Annotated in this window: 20 protein-coding genes; 10 read left to right on the plus strand and 10 right to left on the minus strand. The window is 72.3% G+C overall.

Going from position 1 to position 21,816, the window contains the following annotated elements; translation table 11 throughout:
- Window positions 1-178: 178 nt before the first annotated feature.
- Entirely contained in the window at window positions 179-1,045 is an 867-nt protein-coding gene (gene panB, locus AB0J10_RS10290; RefSeq protein WP_363059822.1) for a 3-methyl-2-oxobutanoate hydroxymethyltransferase, read from the minus strand.
- A gap of 184 nt (window positions 1,046-1,229) precedes the next feature.
- On the opposite strand from panB, the gene AB0J10_RS10295 reads away from it, so the two are divergent.
- The 4 genes from AB0J10_RS10295 (at window position 1,230) to AB0J10_RS10310 (ending at window position 6,306) form a co-directional block, all read left to right on the plus strand.
- Window positions 1,230-2,846, plus strand: coding sequence for an MFS transporter (locus AB0J10_RS10295; protein WP_363059824.1), 1,617 nt, complete (start codon window positions 1,230-1,232; stop codon window positions 2,844-2,846).
- 173 nt (window positions 2,847-3,019) lie between these two features.
- Window positions 3,020-3,637, plus strand: a complete 618-nt coding sequence (locus tag AB0J10_RS10300; protein WP_363059976.1) for a TetR/AcrR family transcriptional regulator C-terminal ligand-binding domain-containing protein — start codon at window positions 3,020-3,022, stop codon at window positions 3,635-3,637.
- A 280-nt stretch (window positions 3,638-3,917) separates the two neighbouring features.
- A complete protein-coding gene (locus tag AB0J10_RS10305) occupies window positions 3,918-4,940 on the plus strand; it encodes an endonuclease/exonuclease/phosphatase family protein (RefSeq protein WP_363059826.1) in 1,023 nt (340 codons plus the stop codon).
- Between the two features lie 133 nt (window positions 4,941-5,073).
- The gene (locus AB0J10_RS10310) at window positions 5,074-6,306 is read left to right on the plus strand and encodes an MFS transporter (RefSeq protein WP_363059827.1); all 1,233 of its coding nucleotides are present in this window, start codon (window positions 5,074-5,076) and stop codon (window positions 6,304-6,306) included.
- On the opposite strand, the gene AB0J10_RS10315 is transcribed toward AB0J10_RS10310, so the two are convergent.
- Both AB0J10_RS10315 and AB0J10_RS10320 read right to left on the minus strand, forming a co-directional pair.
- On the minus strand, window positions 6,272-8,032 hold the full coding sequence (locus tag AB0J10_RS10315) for an NAD+ synthase (RefSeq protein WP_363059829.1): 1,761 nt from the start codon (window positions 8,030-8,032) through the stop codon (window positions 6,272-6,274). The two genes, AB0J10_RS10310 and AB0J10_RS10315, sit on opposite strands and share 35 nt — an antisense overlap.
- A 117-nt stretch (window positions 8,033-8,149) precedes the next feature.
- A complete protein-coding gene (locus AB0J10_RS10320) occupies window positions 8,150-9,898 on the minus strand; it encodes a multicopper oxidase family protein (protein ID WP_363059831.1) in 1,749 nt (582 codons plus the stop codon).
- A gap of 92 nt (window positions 9,899-9,990) precedes the next feature.
- Here AB0J10_RS10320 and AB0J10_RS10325 point away from each other — a divergent pair, with 92 nt between their 5' ends.
- Both AB0J10_RS10325 and AB0J10_RS10330 read left to right on the plus strand, forming a co-directional pair.
- A complete protein-coding gene (locus tag AB0J10_RS10325; protein WP_363059833.1) occupies window positions 9,991-10,707 on the plus strand; it encodes a DUF998 domain-containing protein in 717 nt (238 codons plus the stop codon).
- On the plus strand, window positions 10,704-11,549 hold the full coding sequence (locus tag AB0J10_RS10330) for an alpha/beta hydrolase (protein ID WP_363059835.1): 846 nt from the start codon (window positions 10,704-10,706) through the stop codon (window positions 11,547-11,549). Before AB0J10_RS10325 ends, AB0J10_RS10330 begins: the two co-directional genes overlap by 4 nt.
- A 273-nt stretch (window positions 11,550-11,822) precedes the next feature.
- Here AB0J10_RS10330 and AB0J10_RS10335 read toward each other — a convergent pair whose 3' ends face one another.
- From AB0J10_RS10335 to AB0J10_RS10350, 4 genes are all read right to left on the minus strand, one after another.
- Window positions 11,823-12,242 carry a CBS domain-containing protein gene (locus AB0J10_RS10335; RefSeq protein ID WP_363059837.1) on the minus strand — a complete coding sequence of 140 codons (420 nt, stop codon included), beginning with the start codon at window positions 12,240-12,242 and terminating at the stop codon, window positions 11,823-11,825.
- Between the two features lie 371 nt (window positions 12,243-12,613).
- The gene (locus AB0J10_RS10340; protein ID WP_363059839.1) at window positions 12,614-13,408 is read right to left on the minus strand and encodes a DUF305 domain-containing protein; all 795 of its coding nucleotides are present in this window, start codon (window positions 13,406-13,408) and stop codon (window positions 12,614-12,616) included.
- Window positions 13,405-14,055 carry a DUF3105 domain-containing protein gene (locus tag AB0J10_RS10345; protein WP_363059841.1) on the minus strand — a complete coding sequence of 217 codons (651 nt, stop codon included), beginning with the start codon at window positions 14,053-14,055 and terminating at the stop codon, window positions 13,405-13,407. The genes AB0J10_RS10340 and AB0J10_RS10345 overlap by 4 nt, the downstream gene beginning before the upstream one ends.
- Window positions 14,056-14,148: 93 nt before the next feature.
- Complete coding sequence (locus AB0J10_RS10350) at window positions 14,149-14,586, minus strand: hypothetical protein (protein WP_363059843.1); 438 nt, start codon at window positions 14,584-14,586, stop codon at window positions 14,149-14,151.
- 142 nt (window positions 14,587-14,728) lie between these two features.
- Between AB0J10_RS10350 and AB0J10_RS10355 the strand changes: the two genes are divergently transcribed.
- Window positions 14,729-16,090, plus strand: coding sequence for a glutamine synthetase family protein (locus tag AB0J10_RS10355; RefSeq protein ID WP_138055719.1), 1,362 nt, complete (start codon window positions 14,729-14,731; stop codon window positions 16,088-16,090).
- 117 nt (window positions 16,091-16,207) lie between these two features.
- Here the strand turns inward: AB0J10_RS10355 and AB0J10_RS10360 are convergent, their stop codons facing one another.
- Window positions 16,208-18,229 (minus strand): S8 family serine peptidase, encoded by a 2,022-nt coding sequence (locus tag AB0J10_RS10360; RefSeq protein ID WP_363059845.1) that lies wholly within the window; start codon window positions 18,227-18,229, stop codon window positions 16,208-16,210.
- A 142-nt stretch (window positions 18,230-18,371) separates the two neighbouring features.
- Between AB0J10_RS10360 and AB0J10_RS10365 the strand changes: the two genes are divergently transcribed.
- From AB0J10_RS10365 to AB0J10_RS10375, 3 genes are all read left to right on the plus strand, one after another.
- Window positions 18,372-18,914, plus strand: coding sequence for a hypothetical protein (locus AB0J10_RS10365; RefSeq protein ID WP_363059847.1), 543 nt, complete (start codon window positions 18,372-18,374; stop codon window positions 18,912-18,914).
- A gap of 49 nt (window positions 18,915-18,963) precedes the next feature.
- The gene (locus tag AB0J10_RS10370) at window positions 18,964-19,506 is read left to right on the plus strand and encodes a hypothetical protein (RefSeq protein WP_363059849.1); all 543 of its coding nucleotides are present in this window, start codon (window positions 18,964-18,966) and stop codon (window positions 19,504-19,506) included.
- A 91-nt stretch (window positions 19,507-19,597) separates the two neighbouring features.
- A complete protein-coding gene (locus AB0J10_RS10375) occupies window positions 19,598-20,485 on the plus strand; it encodes a peptidase (protein WP_363059851.1) in 888 nt (295 codons plus the stop codon).
- 76 nt (window positions 20,486-20,561) lie between these two features.
- Here AB0J10_RS10375 and AB0J10_RS10380 read toward each other — a convergent pair whose 3' ends face one another.
- Window positions 20,562-21,002: a VOC family protein gene (locus AB0J10_RS10380; RefSeq protein WP_363059853.1), complete on the minus strand. Its 441-nt coding sequence runs from the start codon at window positions 21,000-21,002 to the stop codon at window positions 20,562-20,564.
- Between the two features lie 102 nt (window positions 21,003-21,104).
- Window positions 21,105-21,539 (minus strand): VOC family protein, encoded by a 435-nt coding sequence (locus AB0J10_RS10385; protein WP_363059855.1) that lies wholly within the window; start codon window positions 21,537-21,539, stop codon window positions 21,105-21,107.
- Window positions 21,540-21,816: the final 277 nt, after the last annotated feature.

Genomic DNA, 21,816 nt, shown 5'->3' on the forward strand with positions numbered 1-21,816 from the left:
CGGGGCCTGTGGCGAAGCTCCACGACGGGTCGGCGCCCTCGCCGGCCGCCGGCCCCGGACCCGGTCGCATCCGGAAAGGAGGCAGCCCGCCGACGGGGGAAGATCGGCGGGCTGCCGTGGTGCCGCAGTGGCTCGTGGGGCATGGGGTGCCGGTACGGGCGCAGCTGCCCGGCGGCGGTCAGTGGAAGGTGTGCTCCTCGGCCGGGAACGCACCGCCGGCGACGTCCTCGGCGAACGCCTTCGCCGCGTCGCCCAGCGTCTGCCGCAGATTCGCGTACTGCCTGGTGAAGCGCGGCACCTTGCCGCCCGTCAGTCCTGCCATGTCCGTCCATACGAGGACCTGCGCGTCCGTGTCCGGGCCGGCGCCGATACCGATGGTCGGGATGTGCAGCGAACGGGTGACCTCGGCAGCGAGCTCGGCGGGTACGAGTTCCAGGACGACGGCGAAAGCTCCCGCGTCCTGGGCCGCCTTGGCGTCGCGCAGCAGCCGGTGGGCGGCCTCGTCCCCGCGGCCCTGGACCCGGTAGCCCATCGTGTTGACCGACTGCGGGGTCAGGCCCAGGTGGGACATGACCGGGACGCCCGCCTGCACCAGCATCTCGGTCTGCGGCAGGGAGCGCTCCCCGCCCTCCAGCTTGACGGCGCCGACCCCGGCGTCCTTGACCAGCCGGGTCGCCGAGCGCAGCGCCTGGACGGGACCCTCCTGGTACGAGCCGAAGGGGAGGTCACCGACGATCAGGGCGCGCTTGGTGCCCCGTACGACGGCCGCGGACAGCAGCGTCATCTCGTCCATCGTGACGGGCACGGTGGAGTCGTAGCCGAGGTGACAGTTGCCCATCGAGTCCCCGACCAGCATCACCGGGATGCCGGCCTCGTCGAAGACGGACGCCGTCATGGCGTCGTAGGCGGTGAGCATGGGCCACTTCTCGCCGCGCTCCTTGGCGGCGGCGATGTCGTGGACGGAGATGCGGCGAGTGCCCTTGCCGCCGTACAGCGCCTTGCCGCTGCTGCCGGCGGGCTGCGTCTGGGCAGCCTGAAGCGTCATGGTGAACGGCTCCTTCGTCATCTCGAGGCGCCCTTACGGCGTCCCCGGACCGCGTCCATGGTGGCATCCCCGCGCCCGCCGCGTGAAGTGGCCCCGTTCACACTGCCGCGAAGTTGGCCGGTCCCGACACCAACGGCCCAGCATTTCTATACGAGACGGTGCCGTATAGAAATACGCTGCGGTCATGTCCACACCGCCGGGCGCACCCCCCGCCCCACCCCGGGTTCCGGAATCCGTTCACCGACGCCGTTGGCTCATTCTCGCCGTCCTGATGTTCACCGTGCTCATCATGGTGCTGGACCACTCGGTCCTCAACGTGGCGGTCAAGACCATCGCCTCCCCCGCGCCGGTGGGCATCGGCGCCACGCAGGGGGAGCTGGAATGGGCCATCAACTCCTACACCCTCGTCTTCGCCGCCCTGCTGTTCACGGCCGGTCTGATCGGCGACCGTGTGGGCCGAAGGAGGACGCTGCTGTTCGGCATGGCCGTGTTCGGCGTCGGCTCGGCGCTGGCGGCGTTCTCCGGGTCGTCCGGTGAGCTCATCGCGTACCGCGCGGTGATGGGTTTCGGCGCCGCGTTCGTGATGCCGGCGACCCTCGCCGTCCTCATGAACGTCTTCGAGCGGGACGAGCAGCCCAAGGCCATCGGCATCTGGGCGGGCGGGGTGGGCATCGCCATCGCGCTCGGCCCGCTGACGGGCGGGCTGCTGCTCGAACACTTCTGGTGGGGCTCGATCTTCCTGGTGAACGTGCCGGTGGTGATCGTCGGCTTCGTCGCGATGGCCCTGCTCATCCCCGACTCCCGGGACCCCGACCCCGGCCGGATCGACCCCGTCGGCGTGCTGCTGTCCATCGTCGGGCTCGTCCTGCTCGTCTACGGGATCATCCATGGTGGTGAGCTCGCCTCGCTGTCCGACCGGTCCGTGCTGCTGCCCCTGGTCGGCGGGCTGGCCGTGCTGGCGGTGTTCGTGGTCTACGAGCACCGCATCGACCACCCGGCGCTGGAGTTCTCGTACTTCAGGAATCCCGCGTTCTCCGCCGCGATCACCGCGACGGCGCTGGCCTTCCTCTCGATGATGGGCGTCGCGTTCTTCTCGGTCTTCTACCTCCAGAGCGTGCTCGGCCACAGCCCGCTGCAGGCCGGTCTGCTGGTGCTGCCGCTCGCGGTGGCCCAGTCGCTGTTCGCGCCGCGCGCCCGGCTGGCCGTCGCCCGGTTCGGGGCCAAGGCGACCTGCACGGCCGGAATGGTGATGATCGCGACCGGGCTCGCCTGCTTCGCGTTCTTCGACGCCTCGACCCCGCTGTGGGCGCTGGAGCTCGCCTTCTTCGTGCAGGGCGCCGGCATGGGACACGTCATGTCGCCCGTCACGGTCACGGTCATGCAGGCGCTGCCGAGGGAGAAGGCGGGCGTGGCCTCCGCGATCAACAACACCTTCCGGCAGATCGGCGGGGCGCTGGGCGTGGCCGTCCTCGGCTCGCTGCTGTCCGCCGCGTACCGGGGCGGGATCGAGAGCACCCTGGAGCGCGCCCCCGGAGTCCCGGACGAGGCGAAGCACGCGGCGGGCGAGTCGCTGGAGGCGACACTGGCCGTCGCCGAACGGCTCGGCCCCGCCGGGCGGCTCCTGGTCGCGCCCGCCCACGAGGCGTTCCTGGTCGCCATGCACCTGGCGGCGCTGTCCGCGGCGACGGTGACGCTCGTCGGCGCGATCGTCGTGGCCACGTATCTCCCCGGCCGCCGGAAGTCCGCGGACGCACCGGCCGTGCCGGACGAGCGCCCGGCGGCGGGGGTGGCGCGGGGATGACCGGGGTCCGCGAGAATCGAGGGACCCGCCGAGGGGCGGACCGGGAGACGCGACGAGAAGCGCGTCACGGAAGCACGCCACGGGGAGGGCGGGGCGGAGTGGAGGCGGTTGTGTCGAGCGGGACCGGAGCGGCACGGGGCACGAGTACGGGAACCGGCGGGCGGCCGGGCGCCGTGACCGCCCACGGCACGGGCGCGAACGCTCCGCGGCGCGGCCGGCCACGCAGCGAGGCGGCGGAGCGCTCGATCCGCGAGGCGGTGGTGACCCTGCTGGAGGAGGGACTGCCGCTGGGCGACATCTCCATCGAGCGCATCGCCCGTACCGCCGGGGTCGGCAAGGCCACCATCTACCGGCGCTGGGCCGACAAGGAGGAGCTGTTCGTCGACGTCCTGCGGGACATCGAGCCGCCGGATCCCGAGATGCCCGGCACCTCCGCCCGTGACGACCTCGTCGTCATGCTGGAGTCGGTCCGCCTCCGCGGCCTCGCCCAGCGCTCGTCCGCGCTGCTGCACAACGTCCGCGCCCAGATGAAGAGCCACCCCAGGCTGTGGGACGCCTACGTCGCCACCGTCATCGACCCGCGCCGGGCGACCGTGCTGGAGATCCTGCGCCGCGGCGTCGCCCGCGGCGAGATTCGCGACGACCTGGACATCGACCTGCTCAACGACCTCCTGGTCGGCCCGATGCTCGTGCGTGCCGTGATGCGCCCCGACGCCCCGCTGCCCGGCGATCTCGCGGAACGCATGGTGACGGCCGTGCTGGAGGGCCTCGGGCCGCCGTCGTCGCCCTGAGCGTCCGGAAGGAGGCCGCAGCGACGGTCCGGGGCGGCCGTTCCGATCGTCCGGACCGTCGAGTCGCCGTCCGACCGTTCCGCCCTTCGCCCGGGCCCTCCGGCGTCCCCGCCGAACCGGCCAATATGCGCGTTCTGTCACAGCCTCGCCGCCGCCGACCTTGATCGGAACCCGTCGCGGCGCCCGGCCGTCCTCGAACCCGTACGGCAGGAACACACCCGGTATCGCCTAGGGTCGTGGCGGGCAAGGTGTGCACGGCAAGGCAGTGAGGACTATGCACATGCGGCAGGCATACATGACGGAGTCGGGACACGGCAGCGCGGAGGACCCCCGCCCCGGTTCCCGGATCCGGGCCCTGCTCGGCCGTTTGCGGAGCGATCCGGGGATCTGGCGGCGCGGCGTCGTCCTCGCGGTCGTCGCGGTCGCCACCGGCCTGCTGATGATCCTGCACGCGCAGATCCCCAACAGGATCGGCAATGTCGGCAGTCTCGCCGAGACGTTCCTGCCCTGGCTGGGGCTCCTGGTGCCGGTGCTGCTGGTCCTCGCGCTCCTTCGGCGGTCCGCCACGGCGCTGGTCGCGCTGCTCGTGCCGGCGATCGTGTGGCTGAACCTCTTCGGCGGACTGCTCACAAACAAGTCGGGCGACGGTGGGGACTTCACCGTCGCCACCCACAACGTGAACGCCGAGAACGCCGACCCCGAGGGCACCGCCCGCGAGGTCGCCGCCTCGGGCGCCGACGTCGTCGCCCTGGAGGAACTGACGGGCGACGCGGTCCCGGCGTACGAGAAGGCGCTGGCGTCCCGGTACCGCTACCACTCCGTCCAGGGCACGGTGGGGCTGTGGAGCAAGTACCCCATGAGCGACACCCGGCCCGTGGACATCCGGCTGGGCTGGGTCCGGGCCATGCGCTCCACCGTCGCCACCCCGTCCGGCGATCTCTCGGTGTACGTGGCACACCTGCCGTCGGTGCGGGTCAAGATGAACGCCGGTTTCACCGCCAGCCAGCGGGACACCAGCGCCGACGCGCTCGGCGAGGCGATCGCCCGCGACCCGGTGGGCAGGGTCGTCCTCCTGGGCGACCTCAACGGCACGATGAACGACCGCGCCCTGAACGCGGTCACCTCGCAGATGCGCTCGACGCAGGGCGCCGCGGGCGACGGTTTCGGCTTCAGCTGGCCGGCGTCGTTCCCGATGGCCAGGATCGACCAGATCATGGTGAAGGGCGTCGAGCCGGTCTCGTCCTGGACGCTGCCCCGCACGGCCAGCGACCATCTGCCCATAGCGGCCGGTATCCGCTTCTGACCCGTTGCCCAGGAAGCCGGGCCGCTCCGGGGAGGGCCGCCGGCAGGATCGCGGCAACCGCCCGTTCATCCGCGGGAACAATCCGCCTGAGAGACTTTGTTCCGGTAACGAACTAACCGGGAAGGGCTCTCTCATGCCACTGGCGCTGCTCGCGCTCGCCGTGTCCGCCTTCGGCATCGGCACCACCGAATTCGTGATGATGGGCCTGCTGCCCAACGTCGCCGAGGACCTCGGCACCTCCGTCCCCACGGCCGGGCAGCTCGTCTCGGCGTACGCGATCGGCGTCGTCATCGGCGCACCGCTGCTGACCGCACTGGGCTCCCGCGTCCCGCGCAGGCGGATGCTGCTCCTGCTGATGGCGCTGTTCACCGTCGGCAACCTCGCGTCCGCGCTCGCTCCCGGCTTCGGCACCCTCGTCGCCGGACGCGTCCTCGCCGGGCTGCCGCACGGCGCGTTCTTCGGCGTGGGTGCGGTCGTGGCCGACCGGCTCGTCGCCCCGGGACGGCAGGCGCGTGCCGTGGCCACGATGTTCCTCGGGCTGACGGTCGCCAACATCGTCGGCGTGCCCGCTGCCACCCTCCTCGGCCAGCACCTCGGCTGGCGGGCCACCTTCCTCGTCGTCACCGCCATCGGGCTGGTCGCGATGGCGGCACTCGCCCGGCTCGTCCCGCAGCTGCCCGTCGAATCCCACCAGGGCATCGCCCGCGAGCTGCGCGCCCTCGGCAACCGGCAGGTGATCCTCGGGCTGCTCACCGCCGTCCTCGGCTTCGCGGGCGTGTTCGCGGTGTACTCCTACCTGGCGTCCATGACGACCGAGGTGATGGGTCTCGGCGAGACCTCCGTGACGCTCGTCCTCGCCCTCTTCGGCATCGGCATGACGCTCGGTGCCCTGGCGGCCGGTCCGCTCACCGACCGCGCCCTGCGGCCCACCCTGTACGGCTCGCTCGCCGCGCTCGCGCTCGTCCTGGTCGCCTTCCGCCTCACCGCGCACATCCCGTGGCTGGCGCTGGTCACCGTGGTCGTGCTCGGCGCGGTCGGTTTCATGACCACGACACCGCTGCAGATGCTGGTGATGAACAAGGCCCAGGACGCCCCGACCCTGGCCTCCGCCTCCAACCACTCCGCCTTCAACCTCGCCAACGCGGGCGGTGCCTGGCTCGGTGGCGCGGCCGTCGCGGCAGGCTGGGGCTGGACCTCCCCGGCGCTCGTGGGCGCGGCCCTCACCGTCGTCGGACTGGCGACAGCGGTGACCGCCGGGCTGCTCGACCGTACGGCGAAGGGGGCCTCGCGCGTCGTCGCGGGAAGCCTCGTGACCGGGGACGGGCCGCGGGTCAGCGCGCCGTCGTCTCGCGCCAGCGATTCGTGATCGGCAGCCGGCGGTCCTTGCCGAAGCCCTTCGCGGAGATCTTCGTACCCGGCGGGTACTGCCGCCGCTTGTACTCGGCGGTGTCGACGAGCCGCAGCACCCTCGCCACCAGCTCCTCGTCGTAGCCCGCCGCCACGATCGCGTCCTTGCCCTGGTCGCGGTCGACGTACAGCTCCAGGATCCCGTCGAGCACGTCGTAGTCGGGAAGCGAGTCGGTGTCGACCTGCCCCGGCCGCAGTTCGGCGCTCGGCGGCTTGGCGATCGAGTTCTCGGGGATCGGCGCGATCCGGCCGCGCTCCTCGGCCGCCCGGTTGCGCCACTTCGCCAGCCTGAAGACGGAGGACTTGTAGACGTCCTTGATCGGCCCGTAGGCGCCGACCGAGTCGCCGTACAGCGTCGAGTAGCCCACCGCCAGCTCGGACTTGTTGCCCGGCGCGAGCACGATGTGGCCCTCCTGGTTGGAGACGGCCATCAGCGTCGTCCCGCGCAGCCGTGACTGGAGGTTCTCCTCCGCCAGACCGGTCAGCGAGAGCGAGCCCATGAAGGCGTCGAACATCGGCTCGATCGACACGGTGCGGAAGTTCAGCCCCGTACGCCGGGCGAGTTCGGCCGCGTCGTCCCGGGAGTGGTCCGAGGAGTACTTGGACGGCATGGAGATGCCGTGGACGTTCTCCGCCCCCAGCGCGTCGCAGGCGATCGCGGCGACCAGTGCCGAATCGATACCTCCGGAGAGGCCCACGACGACCGAGCGGAAGCCGTTCTTGGCCACGTACGCCCGCAGTCCGACGACCAGGGCCGAGTACACCTCCTCCTCGTCGTCGAGCCGCTGCGCGTAACCGCCCGTCAGCTCCGGCTCGTAGGGCGGGAGCGGGTCCTCGGAGAGGACGATCCGGTCGACGGTCAGCCCGTCGTCCACCAGGCCGGTCGGGGCGTCGGCGGACGCGGTCGGGAGGTCCAGGTCCAGGATCACGCTGCCCTCCGCGAACTGCGGTGCGCGTGCGATCACCTCCCCGTCCCGGTCGACGACGATCGAGTCGCCGTCGAAGACGAGTTCGTCCTGGCCGCCCATCATCGCGAGGTACGCGGTGGTGCAGCCGGCCTCCTGGGCGCGCTTGCGCACCAGTTCCAGCCGGGTGTCGTCCTTGTTCCGCTCGTAGGGCGAGGCGTTGATCGAGACCAGCAGCCCGGCCCCGGCGGACCGCGCGGCGGGGACCCGGCCGCCGTCCTGCCAGAGGTCCTCGCAGATGGCGAGCGCGACATCGACGCCGTGGACGCGGACGACGGGCATGGTGTCGCCCGGCACGAAGTACCGGAACTCGTCGAACACGCCGTAGTTGGGCAGGTGGTGCTTGGCGAACGTCAGCACCACCCGGCCGCCGTGCAGTACGGCCGCGGCGTTCCGCGGGGCGCCCGCGGGCTGACCGTACCGCGGCTGCGCCTTCTCGGAGCGGTCGAGATAGCCGACGATCACGGGGATCCCCCCGAAGCCCTCGTCGGCGAGACGCGCGGCGAGCGCGCGCAGGGCGGCCCGTGACGCCTCGACGAAGGACGACCGCAGGGCCAGGTCCTCGACGGGATAGCCGGTCAGCGCCATCTCGGGGAACGCGATGAGATGCGCCCCCTGCGCGGCGGCGTGCCGGGTCCAGTGCACGATCGACTCGGCGTTGCCGGCGAGATCGCCGACGGTCGAGTCGATCTGATTCAGGGCGAGGCGAAGTTGAGGCACGCGACCAGTGTAATCGTCTTTCTGACGCGATGTCCCGGTGGTGTGGCGCGCGCCACCCCGGTGCAGCCGGGGTGCGGGTCCCGGGAGAGGGAGGCGTCCTCCCCCGGGCCGGGGGGATCAGTCCTCGTACGCCAGCGTCGTCATCATCCCGGACTCCGAGTGGTAGATGTTGTGGCAGTGGAACATCCACAGCCCCGGGTTGTCGGCGTCGAAGTCCGCCACCAGCTTGCGGTGCGGCAGCAGGATCGCCGTGTCCTTGCGGGCGCCCAGCGCGTCGATGCCGGCCAGGGCGAAGGTGTGGCCGTGCAGGTGCATGGGGTGCCACATGTCCGTGGCGTTGATGACCACCAGCCGCACCCGCTCGCCGTACTCGATCCTGTGGAGGACCTCCGGGTCGTACGGCTGCCGGTCGAAGGCCCAGTCGTACCGCTTCATGCCGCCGGTCAGCGTGAACCGGATGAGACGGTCCGGGCGGCGCCGGTCCAGCGCCACCGACTCCTCGGGACGCAGGCGCGCGGACGACTGCAGCACCCTGCGGTCCAGCTCCGACGGGCGGGTGGAGGGCTTGGGCGTGGCCCCGCGGCCCGTCCGCAGCACGGCCATCGCCGAGCCCCGCTTGCCCTCCGCCAGCGCCGTGAACGGGAACACCCCCTCCTTCGCGGTGACCATCACGTCGTACCGCTCGGCCATGCCCAGCAGCAGCGCGTCGGTCTTGTACGGGTGGACGGGGAAGCCGTCCGAGTGGACGACCGTCATCTCGTGGCCGCCGAGTGCCACCCGGAAGGCCGTCTCGCCGCCCGCGTTGATGATCCGCAGCCGGATCCGGTCGCCCGGCTTCGCCCTGAACTCGGTCGGGTCGTCCGCCGTGCGCCCGTTGATCAGGTAGTACGGGTACGCGACATCGCCCGCGTGGCCGCCGAGCAGCTTGCTCACGGCGTCGCTCATCAGCCGGCGCGGGCCCCTGCCGCCGGCCGGCCCGGGCGCATCGCGTCCGGCGTCCGGGTCCCCGGCGCTGGCCGGCCCGTACCCGGCGTCGACCCCGCCGGTCGGCCGGGACCGCGGACGGCCGTCGCCCTCCTCGTCGTCCCCCTCCCCGCGGTCCTCGCGGTCCCGCTCGCGCCGGTCGTCCCCGTCACCGCCGTGGCCGCCGCCGTGTGCGTTGCCGTGTCCCATGGCGGGCTTGCCCTTGCGGAGCTGCGACAGCACGTCGTCCGGAGTGGACCCGCCCACGCCGTCGATCCAGTCGTCCAGGACGATGACCCACTCGTGGTCGTAGGCGAGCGGCTCCTTCGGGTCGTCCACGATCAGCGGTGCGTACATGCCGCTGTCGATCTGCACGCCGTAGTGGGGGTGGAACCAGTACGTGCCGGCGTGCGGCACGGTGAAGCGGTACTCGAAGGTCCCGCCCGGCTTGACCGCCGGCTGCGTCACTTCCGGCACGCCGTCCATCTTGTTCTCGAGGGCGATGCCGTGCCAGTGCACCGTGGTGGGCACCGGCAGGTGGTTGGCCAGGGTGAGCTCGAGCGTGTCCCCGGCGTTGATCCGCACCTCCTTGCCCGGCAGCCGGTCGTTGTACGTCCACGTCCTGAACGTGCGCCCGCGCCCGATGTCGACCGTGCTGGGCGTGGCCGTGAACGTACGCGTGCGGAGCGGGCCCACGCTGCGCACCGCCGCCGGGCCGCCGGCCTTCCTGCCGTCGGCCGGCACGGGCCCCTGGGCGGGGGCACCCGCCGCGCCACGGCCGCCGTCGTCCGCCCCGCCGCCGGAGCAGGCGGCGAGCAGCCCCGATCCGGCGGCGGCGAGCCCGGCACCGAGCACGGCGCGACGGGTGCGAGAGGTCTGACGGGTGTGCTCCTGACTGGACATGGCCCTCCGGTCGGTCGAACATGCGCGCACCACCCCCGTGGGGGACGGGCCCCGGGTGGGGCTGGACGCGGCACGATCTAGCATGGGGCACGATGCCCGAAACATCCGGTACATCCAGAACTGTCGCGCTGCTTATCGCACTCGGCGCCCTGCTCTACACCGCATGGGTGCTCGAACTGCTCCTGGCCACCGGTCTCGACCCGGTCCGGGCGTACGTCAGCGAACTCTCGGCCGCCGACCAGCCCTTCGGCGGCCTGTTCCGCGCCACGGACCTCGCGGCCGGGCTGCTCGTCCTCGCCGGGGCGGCCGTCGCCCTGCCGACGCGTCCGAGACGGCCGTGGTCCGTCGCCGGCTGGACCGCCCTCGCCGTATTCGGCCTGGCGACCGCCCTCGACTCACGGCTGCCGCTCAGCTGCGCGCCCACCGACGACCCGGAGTGCGCCGCCCTGGAGACGGCGGGCCTCGTCCCGGCCACGCACGCCGCGCACGCCGTGAGTTCCGGTCTCGCAATGACGGGCGCCCTCACCGGCATGGTCGCGCTCACGGTCGCGGCCCGCCGCTACCACCGGTGGCCCGAACTGGGCCGGTTCGGGCCGGGGCTCCTCGCCGTCGAACTAGCCGCCACCGTCTGGACGCTGACCGCCGTCGCCGCCCTCGAGGCGGGCCGCGGCGTCTGGTGGCTCGGCGCCGGGCAACGACTCCAGGTGCTGGTCGTGGCAGGCTGGCTGGCGGTACTCGCGCTGTCCGTGGCGCGGGAGGGCACGAGCCGGCCGGGTGCGGGCCGGCCGGGTGCGAGGGGGACGGCGTGACGTTCGTACGGATCGGAGGAGTGCCCCACCACGTGGTGGCCGAGGGCAGCGGGCCGGTCTGCGTCCTCAGCGCGGGCCTCGCGATGAGCTGGTTCGACTGGGACCCCGTCGTGCCCCTGCTGGCCCCGTACCGCACCGTCGTCCGCTTCGACCGGCCGGGGCACGGGCTGAGCGGCACCGCCGTGGTGCCTCCGTCCGCCTCGGGGGAGGCCCACCGCATCGCCGGGATCCTCGACGCCCTCGGTCTCGGCGGAGCACCCGCCACCGTCGTCGGACACTCCATCGCGGGCTTCCACGTGGAGGCCTTCGCCCGGCTCCACCCCGCCCGCACGGCCGGCCTCGTCCTGGTCGACGCCAGCATCGAGGAGGACGCCACGGCGCCCCGCGCCCCCGCCTTCCGCACGGCCGTGGCGCACGGCCTCGGCACGGCGCTGACGGCGGTCGGAGCCCCCGCCGTGATCGGCCCGGCCCTCCGCCGCGCCGTGGTCCGGCTGTCGCGCGAAGGCGGCGGCGACCCGGCCCCCGCCACGCTCGTGCACCGCTGCTACGGCACCTCGCGCGTGCTCCGGGGCGCGTTGCTGGAGAACACCCACTACCGCGCGGTCGCCGCCGAACTGCTCGACCTGCGTACCCGGTTCCCGCTTCCGCACGGGGTGCCCGTGACCGTGCTGGCCGCCTCGGACGGCCACGGCCGTCGCTCGACGGGCCGCTGGCTGGCACGGCAGCGCGCGCTCGCCGCGGAGCTGGGCGACGCGCACTTCGAGGCCGTCGAGCCGTCGGGGCACCTGGTCATGCTGGACCGCCCGGACGCGGTCGCCCGGGCGGTCCTGAAGCCGGGGTGAGGGGGCGACGAAAGACCGCCGGCAGCGGTCACCGGCCCGTCCGCAGGCACCCGGCTCGGCGAACTCGCCGGGGGCCGCCAGCGGCGTACCGAGGCGTCGGCGCCGCGGGCAGGCGGTGGCGGCTACCGCGGTGGCGGCCGGCCGGCTCGCGGGGTGCACCGCGTACCCGTGTGTCGGGGGCGGCGTGGTGGGGCGGCCGTGGCCCGCGGGGTCCGCCGCCCACTCGTGCACCCTGGGCGGCGCCCCCTGCGGCGGATCCCGGCTGACGCCGGATCAGGCCCGTGCGTAGACCTGCTCGACCCATTGGGCGAGCTGGTCCTCCGACAGGTGCTGCGCCAGGTCCGCCTCGCTGATCATGCCGACGAGGCGCTTGTTCTCGATCACCGGGAGCCGGCGGATCTGGTGCTCCTGCATCTCGTGGAGCACGTCGCCGACGTCCGCCCCCGAGTCGATCCAGCGCGGGGTGCCACGGGCCATGTCACCTGCCGTGATCTTCGACGGGTCGTGGCCCATGGCCACACAGCCGACCACGATGTCGCGGTCGGTGAGAATGCCGCACAGCCGCTCTTCGGCGTCGGCGATGGGCAGCGCGCCCACGTTCAGCTCGCGCATCAACTGCGCGGCACGGTCGAGAGTTTCGTGCGCCGGGATCCACTGGGCCCCGGGATGCATGATGTCCTTGGCGGTCGTCATGGGGTTCGTACCTCCTGGGCGCGGCCCACGCCCGTTGTCACCCGATGTCACGCCCGCCGTCCACGCGGGTGGAGAGCGGCCTGCCGACGGCCCGGCCGGCGCCCCGCACCACGGGCCGGGACCTCCCGGCCGGGACTGCGGGGACTTCATCGACGTGCGCGCCGCCACCCAGGGCGGCGGGGAGCCGGGCAACCGGTGCCGGCGGACGCCGAGGAAGCCGTCTTCGACCTTACCGCCGACGTGGTGGCGGCGCCCGACGGGACGGCCGCCCTTCGCGGCCCCCGGGCCCAGGGGCCGCGAAGGGCGCGCTTCGGGGGAGCGCGCGCCCGCGCGGGGCGGGTGTCCGTCCGGCCCGCGCCGGCGCGCCGGTCTCAGGAGCGGGGCGCCGCGCCCCGCTTCTCCAGGAGATCCGCCATCAGGTCCATCTCGGACTGCTGGGCATCCACCATCCCCTGGGCCAGGGCCTTCTCCTGAGGCACGGTGCACAGGTCCGCGCAGCCCTCCGCCATCGCGACGCCGCCCTTGTGGTGGTCGGTCATCAGCTGGAGGAAGAGGACCTCGGCCTGCTTGCCGCTCGCTTCGGCCAGCCGGTCCAGTTCGGCCTGCGTGGCCATGCCCGGCATCACCGCCCCGGCGCCGGTCCGCTGCCCGCCGTGGCCCGCGTCCCCGGCACCCTGGCCGCTTCCGTGAGCGCCGTTCCCGGACGTGCCGCCGTTCCCGGTGCCGCCGTTCCCGGACGTGCCGCCGTGTCCGCCGTCCCCGTGTGCGCCGTCCCCGTGGGCCCGCGCCATCCAGGCCATCGGCTCGGTCCCGGACTCGACCTTCGGCAGCTTCCACAGATCCAGCCAGCCCAGCAGCATGCCGCGCTGGTTCGCCTGGGTGTTGGCGATGTCGTAGGCGAGCCGCCGCACCTCCTCGTCCTGCGTGCGGTCCCGGACGATGAAGGACATCTCCACCGCCTGCTGATGGTGGACGGCCATGTCGCGGGCGAAGCCCGCGTCGGCCGAGCCCGCCGCGGGGGCGGCCGAGGCCCCTGCGGCGTCCCCGTGCCCACCGGGGTGCTCGTCGCCGCCCGCGGACGCGACCGTGGCGGCGCCCGCGAACAGCAGCGCCGACACCACCGCGGCGATCGAGACCCAGTGCGTACGCGTCAGCGTGAGCGTCACGCGCTCAGTCCGCCCGTGCACGCGGCGCCCGGCTCGGGGGTCTGCGGGCCCTGCACGTACTTGGTGAAGAACTGGTCCACCCGCGGGTCGTCCGCGCCGTCGACCGTCACCTGCTTGCCCCAGGCGCTGAGCATGATGGCCCCGGCCTGGTCCTTCACCGGGCTCATCATCGAGTACGAGGTCTTGCCGACCTTGTCCTTGAGCTTCTGCACGTCCGCGGCCGGGGCCTCGTCGCTGTACGTGACCCACACGGCGCCGTGCTCCAGCGAGTGGACGGCGTTCACCTCGGGGATCGGCTTGTCGTAGACGTTGCGATCGCAGTTCATCCACGCCTGGTGGTGGTCACCGCCGACCGGCGGCTTCATCGGGTACTTCACGGCCGCGGTGACGTGGTTGCGCCCGAGCTTCTTGGCGTCCCAGGACTTCTCGTCCTCGATCGGCGCCTTGGCGGCGGCCTCGGCCTGCTCCTTCTTCTCGGACTCCCTGTTCAGCACGTACGTGCCGAAGCCGACGAGGCCCGCCACCAGGACCGCGCTGAGCGAGATCGTGATGATGCGGTTGCGGCGCTCACGGGCCTGTTCGGCGCGGCGCATCTCCTCTATGCGGGCCCGGCGGTCGTTCGTCTTGCTGTTGGTCCTGCTCGACACTCTGCTTCGTCCTTCTGCGTCGGGGGTGTGGGGTGTGCGCGTGATCGCACGGCCGCGGGCCGTGCTGCGCGGACCGGCGGTGGAACGGCCCTGCTAGGTCCGCAGCACCTGAAGGACGTGGAGATCCGGGGCGCGGGGGAGCGCACCGGTGCGCGGTGGGCCGCCCGCGACGCGGGCGGGCACGGCGCCGGGCGGAAGCCCGGCCGGTGCCGGCGGTGCGTCCTGGGGCGGGGCGGTGAGGACGCCGGGCATCAGGTGCGGGAAGAGCCCGCAGTCGCCGCGGTCGTACGGACAGGTGTACGCGGCGGCGGGGTCGGCCCGGGCGTCGCCCGGCACGGCACGGGTGGTCTCGCCGACCCGCGCGGCGGCCAGGGACTCGCCGGTCTCCCGGTGGGTGCCGTGTGCTCCGGCGCTGCCCGTGTCGGCCTGCCCCAGACAGAGGAAGAGCGCGGCGAGGAGCGTCGCCACGGCACTCCCCAGCGCCATGGGACGCGCGGTATGCGCGGTGCGGGCGTTCCGCATGCCCCCCATGGGGGCAGATGGTAACGGCGGGTACGTGCTCCATGTCATACGGGGTGCGTAATCTGGGCGAAACCCCGGGTCGTGATACTGAAGCTCCTCCTCTACGCCCTGGCGGTGGTGCACAGGCCGTCTGAACTGCAAGGATGTGGCTATGGACAAGCAGCAGGAATTCGTGCTCCGCACGCTCGAGGAGCGCGACATCCGGTTCGTACGCCTGTGGTTCACCGATGTGCTCGGCTTCCTGAAGTCGGTCGCGGTGGCCCCCGCCGAGCTCGAGCAGGCCTTCGACGAGGGCATCGGCTTCGACGGCTCCGCGATCGAGGGCTTCGCCCGCGTGTACGAGTCGGACATGATCGCCAAGCCGGACCCGGGCACCTTCCAGATCCTTCCGTGGCGCGCGGAGGCCCCCGGTACGGCACGCATGTTCTGCGACATCCTCATGCCGGACGGCTCGCCGTCCTTCGCCGACCCCCGCTTCGTCCTGAAGCGGATCCTGGCGAAGACCTCGGACCTGGGCTTCACGTTCTACACGCACCCCGAGATCGAGTTCTTCCTGCTGAAGGACCGGCCGCTGGACGGCTCGCGCCCCACCCCCGCGGACAACTCCGGATACTTCGACCACACCCCGCAGAACGTCGGCATGGACTTCCGCCGCCAGGCCATCACCATGCTGGAGTCCATGGGAATCTCGGTGGAGTTCAGCCACCACGAGGGTGCGCCGGGCCAGCAGGAGATCGACCTCCGGTACGCGGACGCGCTGTCCACCGCGGACAACATCATGACGTTCCGCCTGGTCATGAAGCAGGTCGCGCTGGAGCAGGGGGTCCAGGCGACCTTCATGCCCAAGCCGTTCTCCGAGCACCCCGGCTCAGGCATGCACACCCACCTGTCCCTCTTCGAGGGCGACCGGAACGCCTTCTACGAGTCGGGTGCCGAGTACCAGCTCTCCAAGGTGGGACGCTCCTTCATCGCCGGCCTGCTCAGGCACGCCGCGGAGATCTCCGCCGTCACCAACCAGTGGGTCAACTCCTACAAGCGCATCTGGGGCGGTTCGGCCCGCACCGCCGGCTCCGGCGGTGAGGCCCCCTCGTACATCTGCTGGGGCCACAACAACCGCTCGGCCCTGATCCGCGTCCCGATGTACAAGCCGGGCAAGACCGGCTCCTCACGCATCGAGGTCCGCTCCCTCGACGCCGGAGCCAACCCCTACCTCGCCTACGCGGTCCTGCTCGCCGCGGGCCTCAAGGGCATCGAGGAGGGCTACGAACTCCCGGCCGGCGCCGACGACGACGTCTGGGCGCTCTCGGACTCCGAGCGCCGCGCGATGGGCATCGAGCCGCTTCCGCAGAACCTCGGCGAGGCGATCATGCTGATGGAGCGCAGCGAACTGGTCGCGGAGACGCTCGGCGAGCATGTGTTCGATTTCTTCCTCCGCAACAAGAAGCAGGAGTGGGAGGAGTACCGCTCGGAGGTCACGGCGTTCGAGCTGCGCAAGAACCTGCCGGTGCTGTAGTCCCGGCTCCGCTGTCCGGGCAACGGGCGGGGCCGACGGTCGCGGACCGTCGGCCCCGCCCGTCCCGCCGCCCCCGTGCCGTCCGGGAGGCCCGCACGACGCTGCCTCGTCCACGGGTCAGCCCGTGACGCCTCCGGTGGCGACCAGTGCGAAGTCGGCGTCGGTCGCCGGGGTCTCGACGTGTCCGTCCGCGTTGACCTGACCGGCGATGACCTCGATCGTCCAGGTGCCGGCGGCCGGAGTCTGGACGAACACGTTCTCGACGGTGTCGACCGTGTTCGCCGAGCCACCCGGCGATGACCAGTTGTCCGCCGCGAGTCCGTTGTTCCCCCAGTACACGGTGCCGTCCGGGGCGGTGAGCTTCAGGGTCAGATCGTTGACGCGCGCCTGGGCAGCCGACGGTGAGCCCATCGGATCGGTGTAGGCCATCGTCGCCTTCAGCGGCCGGCTGCCGTCGGTGGTCAGTGTGTACGTCGCGGTCTGACCCACCGTGAGCAGGTCCGTCTCGTCGACCAGGACCGGCAGCCGCCAGTCGTTGTCCTGTGCCTCCTGGTACAGGTTGCCGACGTCGGCCGTACCCCAGCCCTGCTTCATGCGGGCCAGGTCGTGGGACGCGCCCGTGAAGGGGTACTGGTCGGCCGAGTTGATCAGCAGTGCCTTTGCGGTGGCGGCGTGCGGCCTGGACGCGAAGACGTCGCGGTCCAGACCGGGGCCGCCGTCGAAGACCCCGTCCGCCCACATCTGGAAGACGAGGCCCGCGTAGCCGCAGGTGATCGGGGTGGAGGCGCTGGTGCCGCTGAACGTGCCGGTGTAGGCGGCGTCGCCGCCGCTCGCGGTGGTGTGGACCGCGTCGTAGTAGTTCGACAGGTCGGGCTTGATCCGCCCGTCCGCGGCCGGGCCGATGCTCGCGCCGCCGTTCCACGCGTCATCGGTCCGGGAGACGGTGTCGTAGTGGTAGGTGCCGCCGACGGACACCACGTTCTTCGCCCAGGCCTGCGGCCGGGCGGAGCGGTTGCCGGTGTTGCCCTGGGACTGGCAGATCAGGATGTCGTGGTCGAAGACGATGTCGTCCATCGCCGCCGACGTGGAGTTGTAGCCGAACGTCAGCGCGCTGCCCCAGCTGTTCGACTGGAACACCGCCCGGTACGGGCCCGCCGGGTCGACGAGCTGCTCGGTGTGGGCCCACCGGTCGGACACGAGGCTGTGGGCGGCGAAGATCGGCTGCGCCTGGGGGAGCAGGCCGCGGGCGGTGGCGCTGACGCCCGAGGCGAAGACCTGCCCGTATGTCGAGGTGCCGTGGCTCGTGCTGGTGGTGTTGGCGGTGTGCAGGATCGGCGGGAACGCCGCGAACTCCTGGTGCGTCGTGCGCAGTCCGGTGTCCATCACCTCACCGCGCACCCCTTGGCCGAGGTACCCGAACGCCGTCTCGACCGCGTCGGCGCCGCCCGCGGCTCGGGCGTTGTCCATGTCCACTTCTGGGACCGTCCAGACGTCGAGCGCGAGTACCGCGTCCAGGTGCGCCACAGCAAGCGCCTGCGCCGGCTCGAGGGTCGCCTCGATCAACTGCCGGCCCGCCGACGAGCCGTCGACCCTCCCGCCGATCGCGGTGATCCGCTCGACCACCGCCCGCTGGTCGGCGGCGTCCGGTTCCACCAGCGTGACGACATAGCGGCGGGTGCTCGGCCGCACGGCCCCGCCCTCCAGTTTGTCGCCGGCGTCGTACGGTCCGACCCATCGAACGTACGGCAGCGCGGCGACCCGTCCTCGGGCCGCCTTGTCCATGCGCACCACGTACGTGGCGTCGGGGATGTAGGCGCCGATCCGGGCACCGAGGGCCGCCAGTTCGGCGCGATGGCTGTCGAGCGGTGTGGTCCTCAACTGGACGAGGTACGTGCCGCCGCTCTTCGTCCGCAGGTTGCCCCGCGGCCGGCTGCGCTCCCCCTCCGGCGTGGTCGGGTCGAAGGTGCGTGTGCGCAGCCGGACGTGCGTGGGCTGCCGATCCAGGTGGTCGTGGGCGGCGGCGAGCCGGGTGGGTCCGGTGCGGTCGGGGGACGCCGGGACGGAAAGGGCGGGGCCGGCGGATGCGGCGAGGGCCAGGGCGAGGACGGTGCAGGCCGCTGTGCGTGCGGGGTTGCGCATGGGGGCTCCGGGGCGGAATCCACCGCGTGGGTGCGGACGGGCGAAACCGATCGAGGAACGCTAACCGGTCACAGGCGGTCAGAAACCCACTGAAAGGGTGAAGACGGACCAAAAGCTCCCGCAGTTGGCCTATAGTCGCGGCGTGCAGATGCTGTGGACCGTTGCGGGAGTCGGGTCGGCGGTCGTGGCGGCGGTACTGTCCGGCGCGGCAGCGCCGGTGACGAGCCAGGACGCGGGGCGCGTCGCGCGCCAGCCCGGCACCCTGTCGATCACCGTGCCGGCCACGGCGAGTTTCGGCTCGGCCTTTCCCGGTGCCTCGCTCAGCCGACAACTCGGTGAGGTCCGGGTACTCGACAGGCGTGGCGGGCAGAACACGGTCTGGACCGCGACGGTGTCCGCGACCGACTTCACCACGCCGGGCGGTGGTGCGGCCCGGCAGATCTCCCGGAGTCAGTTCTCCTACTGGTCGGGTCAGGCCGTTACGACCGACGGCGGCGGCACCCGTGTACCGGGCCAGGCCACGAGCGCGCAGGCGCAGAGCCTGAGCGTCCCGCGCACGGCGTTCAGAAAGACGTCGGGCAACGGGAACAACACCACCGGCTGGCTGCCGACGCTGATCGTCGCGGTGCCGGTGACCGCCGTGGGCGGCACCTACACCGGGACGATCACCCACTCAGTGGCATGATCCATGCCGAATGCCATGTCTTCCTCGCATACCGATCTATGGTGGCCCTGTGCACAGAAGACTCCTGATTCCGTGTGTCGCCTTCGCCCTGGCCGGCGTGTCCTCGCTGCCCGCGGCCGCCCAGCCCTCGGGCGACACGACCGTGACGTTCACCGTGTCGACGTCGAACCTCACGATCGAGGTTCCCGCCTCACGCAATCTCGGGTCCGGGTTCCCGGGGCAGACCATCAGCGGCCAGCTCGGCACCGTGACGGTGGACGACAGAAGGGCCGCGGCGAGCGCCACGTGGACGGCCTCGGTGGTCTCGACGCAGTTCGACACCGGGATCGACGACCCCGCCGAGATCATCCTGCCGAACCTGGTGCAGTACTGGTCCGGCCCGGCGACCGCCACCACCGGCACCGGCACCTTCGTGCCCGGCCAGCCCACGCGGAGCGACCGGGTCACCCTGGCCCAGCCCCGCACCGCGTTCTCCAAGACCTCGGGCAGCGGAAACAACAGCGCGAGCTGGAACCCCACCCTGGAGATCACCATTCCGCCGGACGCCGTCGGCGGGCTCTACAGCGGGACGGTGACCCATTCGGTGGCATGACCCCGTAGGCGGACTGCTCCTCGCGGTGTCACTGCTCGTCGCACCGGTCGCCCCCGCGGCCGCGGAAACGCCACGAGGGTCCTCCGACGACGTGAGCGTCGGCATCCGGCTCGTCGACGCGCCCGTCAGCCGCCGCGACGACGAGCGAGCCCACCGGTATGTCGTCGACCACGTCGGGCCGGGCGAGAGGATTCGCAGGCGGATCGCGGTCACCAACCTGTCGGACCGTCGGCAGCGCGTGCGGCTCTACCCCGCGGCCGCCGCCGTCCACCGAAAGGACGGCTTCGTCTTCGCCCCCGGCCGTACCGGCAACGAGCTCACCGACTGGGTGACGCTCGAGCCGGGCGAACTCGACCTGGGGCCCGAGGAGACGGCGAAGGTGTGGACCGAGATCACCGTGGCGGACGACGCGACCCGCGGCGAACACTACGGAGTCGTCTGGGCGGAGATCAGCCCCGAGCGCGAAACCTCGAAGCAGGTACGCAACGTGGTCCGCGCGGGGGTGCGCATGTACCTGTCCGTAGGGCCCGACGGGGAACCGCGCTCGGACTTCCGCGTCGACGGCCTCACCGCTGCCCGCACCGCGGCCGGTGTCCCCGTGGTCACGGCCCGAGTGACGAACACCGGCGGGCGGGCCCTCGACCTCACGGGCAGGCTCACCCTGTCCAACGGGCCGGGCGGGCTGTCCGCAGGCCCGTTCGGCGTCAGGGCGGGCACCGTCGGTCCGGGCCACTCCACGACGGCGAAGGCCACACTCGACCGGCGGCTGCCGGACGGTGTGTGGACCGCACGACTCACCCTGGTGAGCGGCCGCGTCGAGCGGGAGACCACCGGCCGTATCACCATCGGCACGAAGCCGGCCGCCGAGCGCGGCGCGAGCACCACGATGTCCGTGCTCACGGCCGGCAGCCTCGTCTCGGTCGCCGCGACAGCGCTGCTCGCCGCCTACGCGTACCGCCGTCGCAACCGCGTCCGCTGACCCGGCGGCACGGAGAACGGTCGACAGACGGCGCGTCAACTCTGCGATGGCGACCGCTGCCGCCGAAAGGCGAAGGTCAGACGGTGTGCCGCTGCGACAGGGGAGCCGGGGCCTCCTGGACGATCCAGCCGTTGCCGTCGGGGTCCTGGAAGAACATGAAGGAGTTCCAGGGTTCGCCCCTGCCCGGAGCCCAGCCCGACGGGGCGACGTGCTGGACCGCGCTGACCTCGACACCCCGGGCGAGCAGCTCGTCGTGGGCCGACTCGATGTCGGTGACGCAGAGTTGGAGACCCTGGATCACGCCGGGGCGCATCGTCGTCTGGCCAGGTGCCGGAGGCATGCCCTCGCCGATGACGATCGAGCAGGTGGAGCCCGGCGGGGTCAGCTGGAGGATGCGGACGCCGTCCGAGATGTGCGTGTCGTGGTCGACGGTGAAACCGCACCGGCCCACGTAGAAGTCCTTCGCCCGCTCCACGTCGGAGACGGGGACGACGATCACTTCCAGGGTCCATTCCATGGGCACCGCCCCTGGTGGCTCGTGCGGACCGCGCGGGGGTGGTTCCCCCAGATCAGTGTGCGCCGGGGTGGAGGGCGCCCGCGACGCGGGCGCCCTCAGTGCTCAGCGGTCCGCGAGCGGGGCCGGGGCCTCCTGGACGATCCAGCCGTTGCCGTCCGGGTCCTGGAAGAACATGAAGGAGTTCCAGGGCTCCTTCCCCTTGCCGTCCGCCCAGCCCGACGGTCCCACATGGCGCACCGGACCGACCACGACTCCGCGGTTCACCAGCTCCTTCCTGGCGGCCTCGATGTCGGTGACGCAGATCTGCAGGCCCTGCAGTGAGCCCGGCGTCATCCTGGGCTGTCCCGGGGACTCCGGCATCCCGGATTCCAGGACGATCGAGCAGCGCGAGCCGGGCGGGGTGATCTGGACGAGCCGGGCGCCCTCGAACGGCGACATGTCGAGATCGGCGGTGAAACCGCACCGGTCCACGTAGAAGTCCTTCGCCCGGTCGACGTCGGTGACCGGGATGGCGACCACTTCGAGGGTCCATTCCATGGGGTGGTCTCTCTCCTCTTCCGTGATGGGTCGGGTCTTCGGTGACGGGTGGGGCGGCGGTGGTGAGGGTCCCGTCCGCGGTCGTTCCGTCGGGGCGGACCGGCCCGGTGCTCCCGCCGTCCGCCCGCTGGGACGGCCCGGCGGATAACCCGGTCGGCGACCGGGCGGGCGGCTCAGCGGTGAAGCGTTGTCGGGTCCGGTCGTACGTCTCGGGTCCCCGGCCGAAGCCGAGGCCCGTGGAGCTTGCCACCTCGAAGACCGGGGCGCGGCCCCCGCC

The sequence above is a fragment of the Streptomyces sp. NPDC049887 genome, from assembly GCF_040656535.1.
Classification (GTDB): Bacteria; Actinomycetota; Actinomycetes; order Streptomycetales; family Streptomycetaceae; genus Streptomyces.

Excerpts from the sequence above, each read along its gene's own strand:
- panB (WP_363059822.1), bottom strand. The coding sequence starts at position 1,045 with ATGACGCTTCAGGCTGCCCAGACGCAGCCCGCCGGCAGCAGCGGCAAG.
- AB0J10_RS10295 (WP_363059824.1), top strand. The coding sequence starts at position 1,230 with ATGTCCACACCGCCGGGCGCACCCCCCGCCCCACCCCGGGTTCCGGAA.
- AB0J10_RS10305 (WP_363059826.1), top strand. The coding sequence starts at position 3,918 with ATGCGGCAGGCATACATGACGGAGTCGGGACACGGCAGCGCGGAGGAC.
- AB0J10_RS10310 (WP_363059827.1), top strand. The coding sequence starts at position 5,074 with ATGCCACTGGCGCTGCTCGCGCTCGCCGTGTCCGCCTTCGGCATCGGC.
- AB0J10_RS10320 (WP_363059831.1), bottom strand. The coding sequence starts at position 9,898 with ATGTCCAGTCAGGAGCACACCCGTCAGACCTCTCGCACCCGTCGCGCC.
- AB0J10_RS10325 (WP_363059833.1), top strand. The coding sequence starts at position 9,991 with ATGCCCGAAACATCCGGTACATCCAGAACTGTCGCGCTGCTTATCGCA.
- AB0J10_RS10335 (WP_363059837.1), bottom strand. The coding sequence starts at position 12,242 with ATGACGACCGCCAAGGACATCATGCATCCCGGGGCCCAGTGGATCCCG.
- AB0J10_RS10350 (WP_363059843.1), bottom strand. The coding sequence starts at position 14,586 with ATGGGGGGCATGCGGAACGCCCGCACCGCGCATACCGCGCGTCCCATG.
- AB0J10_RS10355 (WP_138055719.1), top strand. The coding sequence starts at position 14,729 with ATGGACAAGCAGCAGGAATTCGTGCTCCGCACGCTCGAGGAGCGCGAC.
- AB0J10_RS10360 (WP_363059845.1), bottom strand. The coding sequence starts at position 18,229 with ATGCGCAACCCCGCACGCACAGCGGCCTGCACCGTCCTCGCCCTGGCC.
- AB0J10_RS10380 (WP_363059853.1), bottom strand. The coding sequence starts at position 21,002 with ATGGAATGGACCCTGGAAGTGATCGTCGTCCCCGTCTCCGACGTGGAG.
- AB0J10_RS10385 (WP_363059855.1), bottom strand. The coding sequence starts at position 21,539 with ATGGAATGGACCCTCGAAGTGGTCGCCATCCCGGTCACCGACGTCGAC.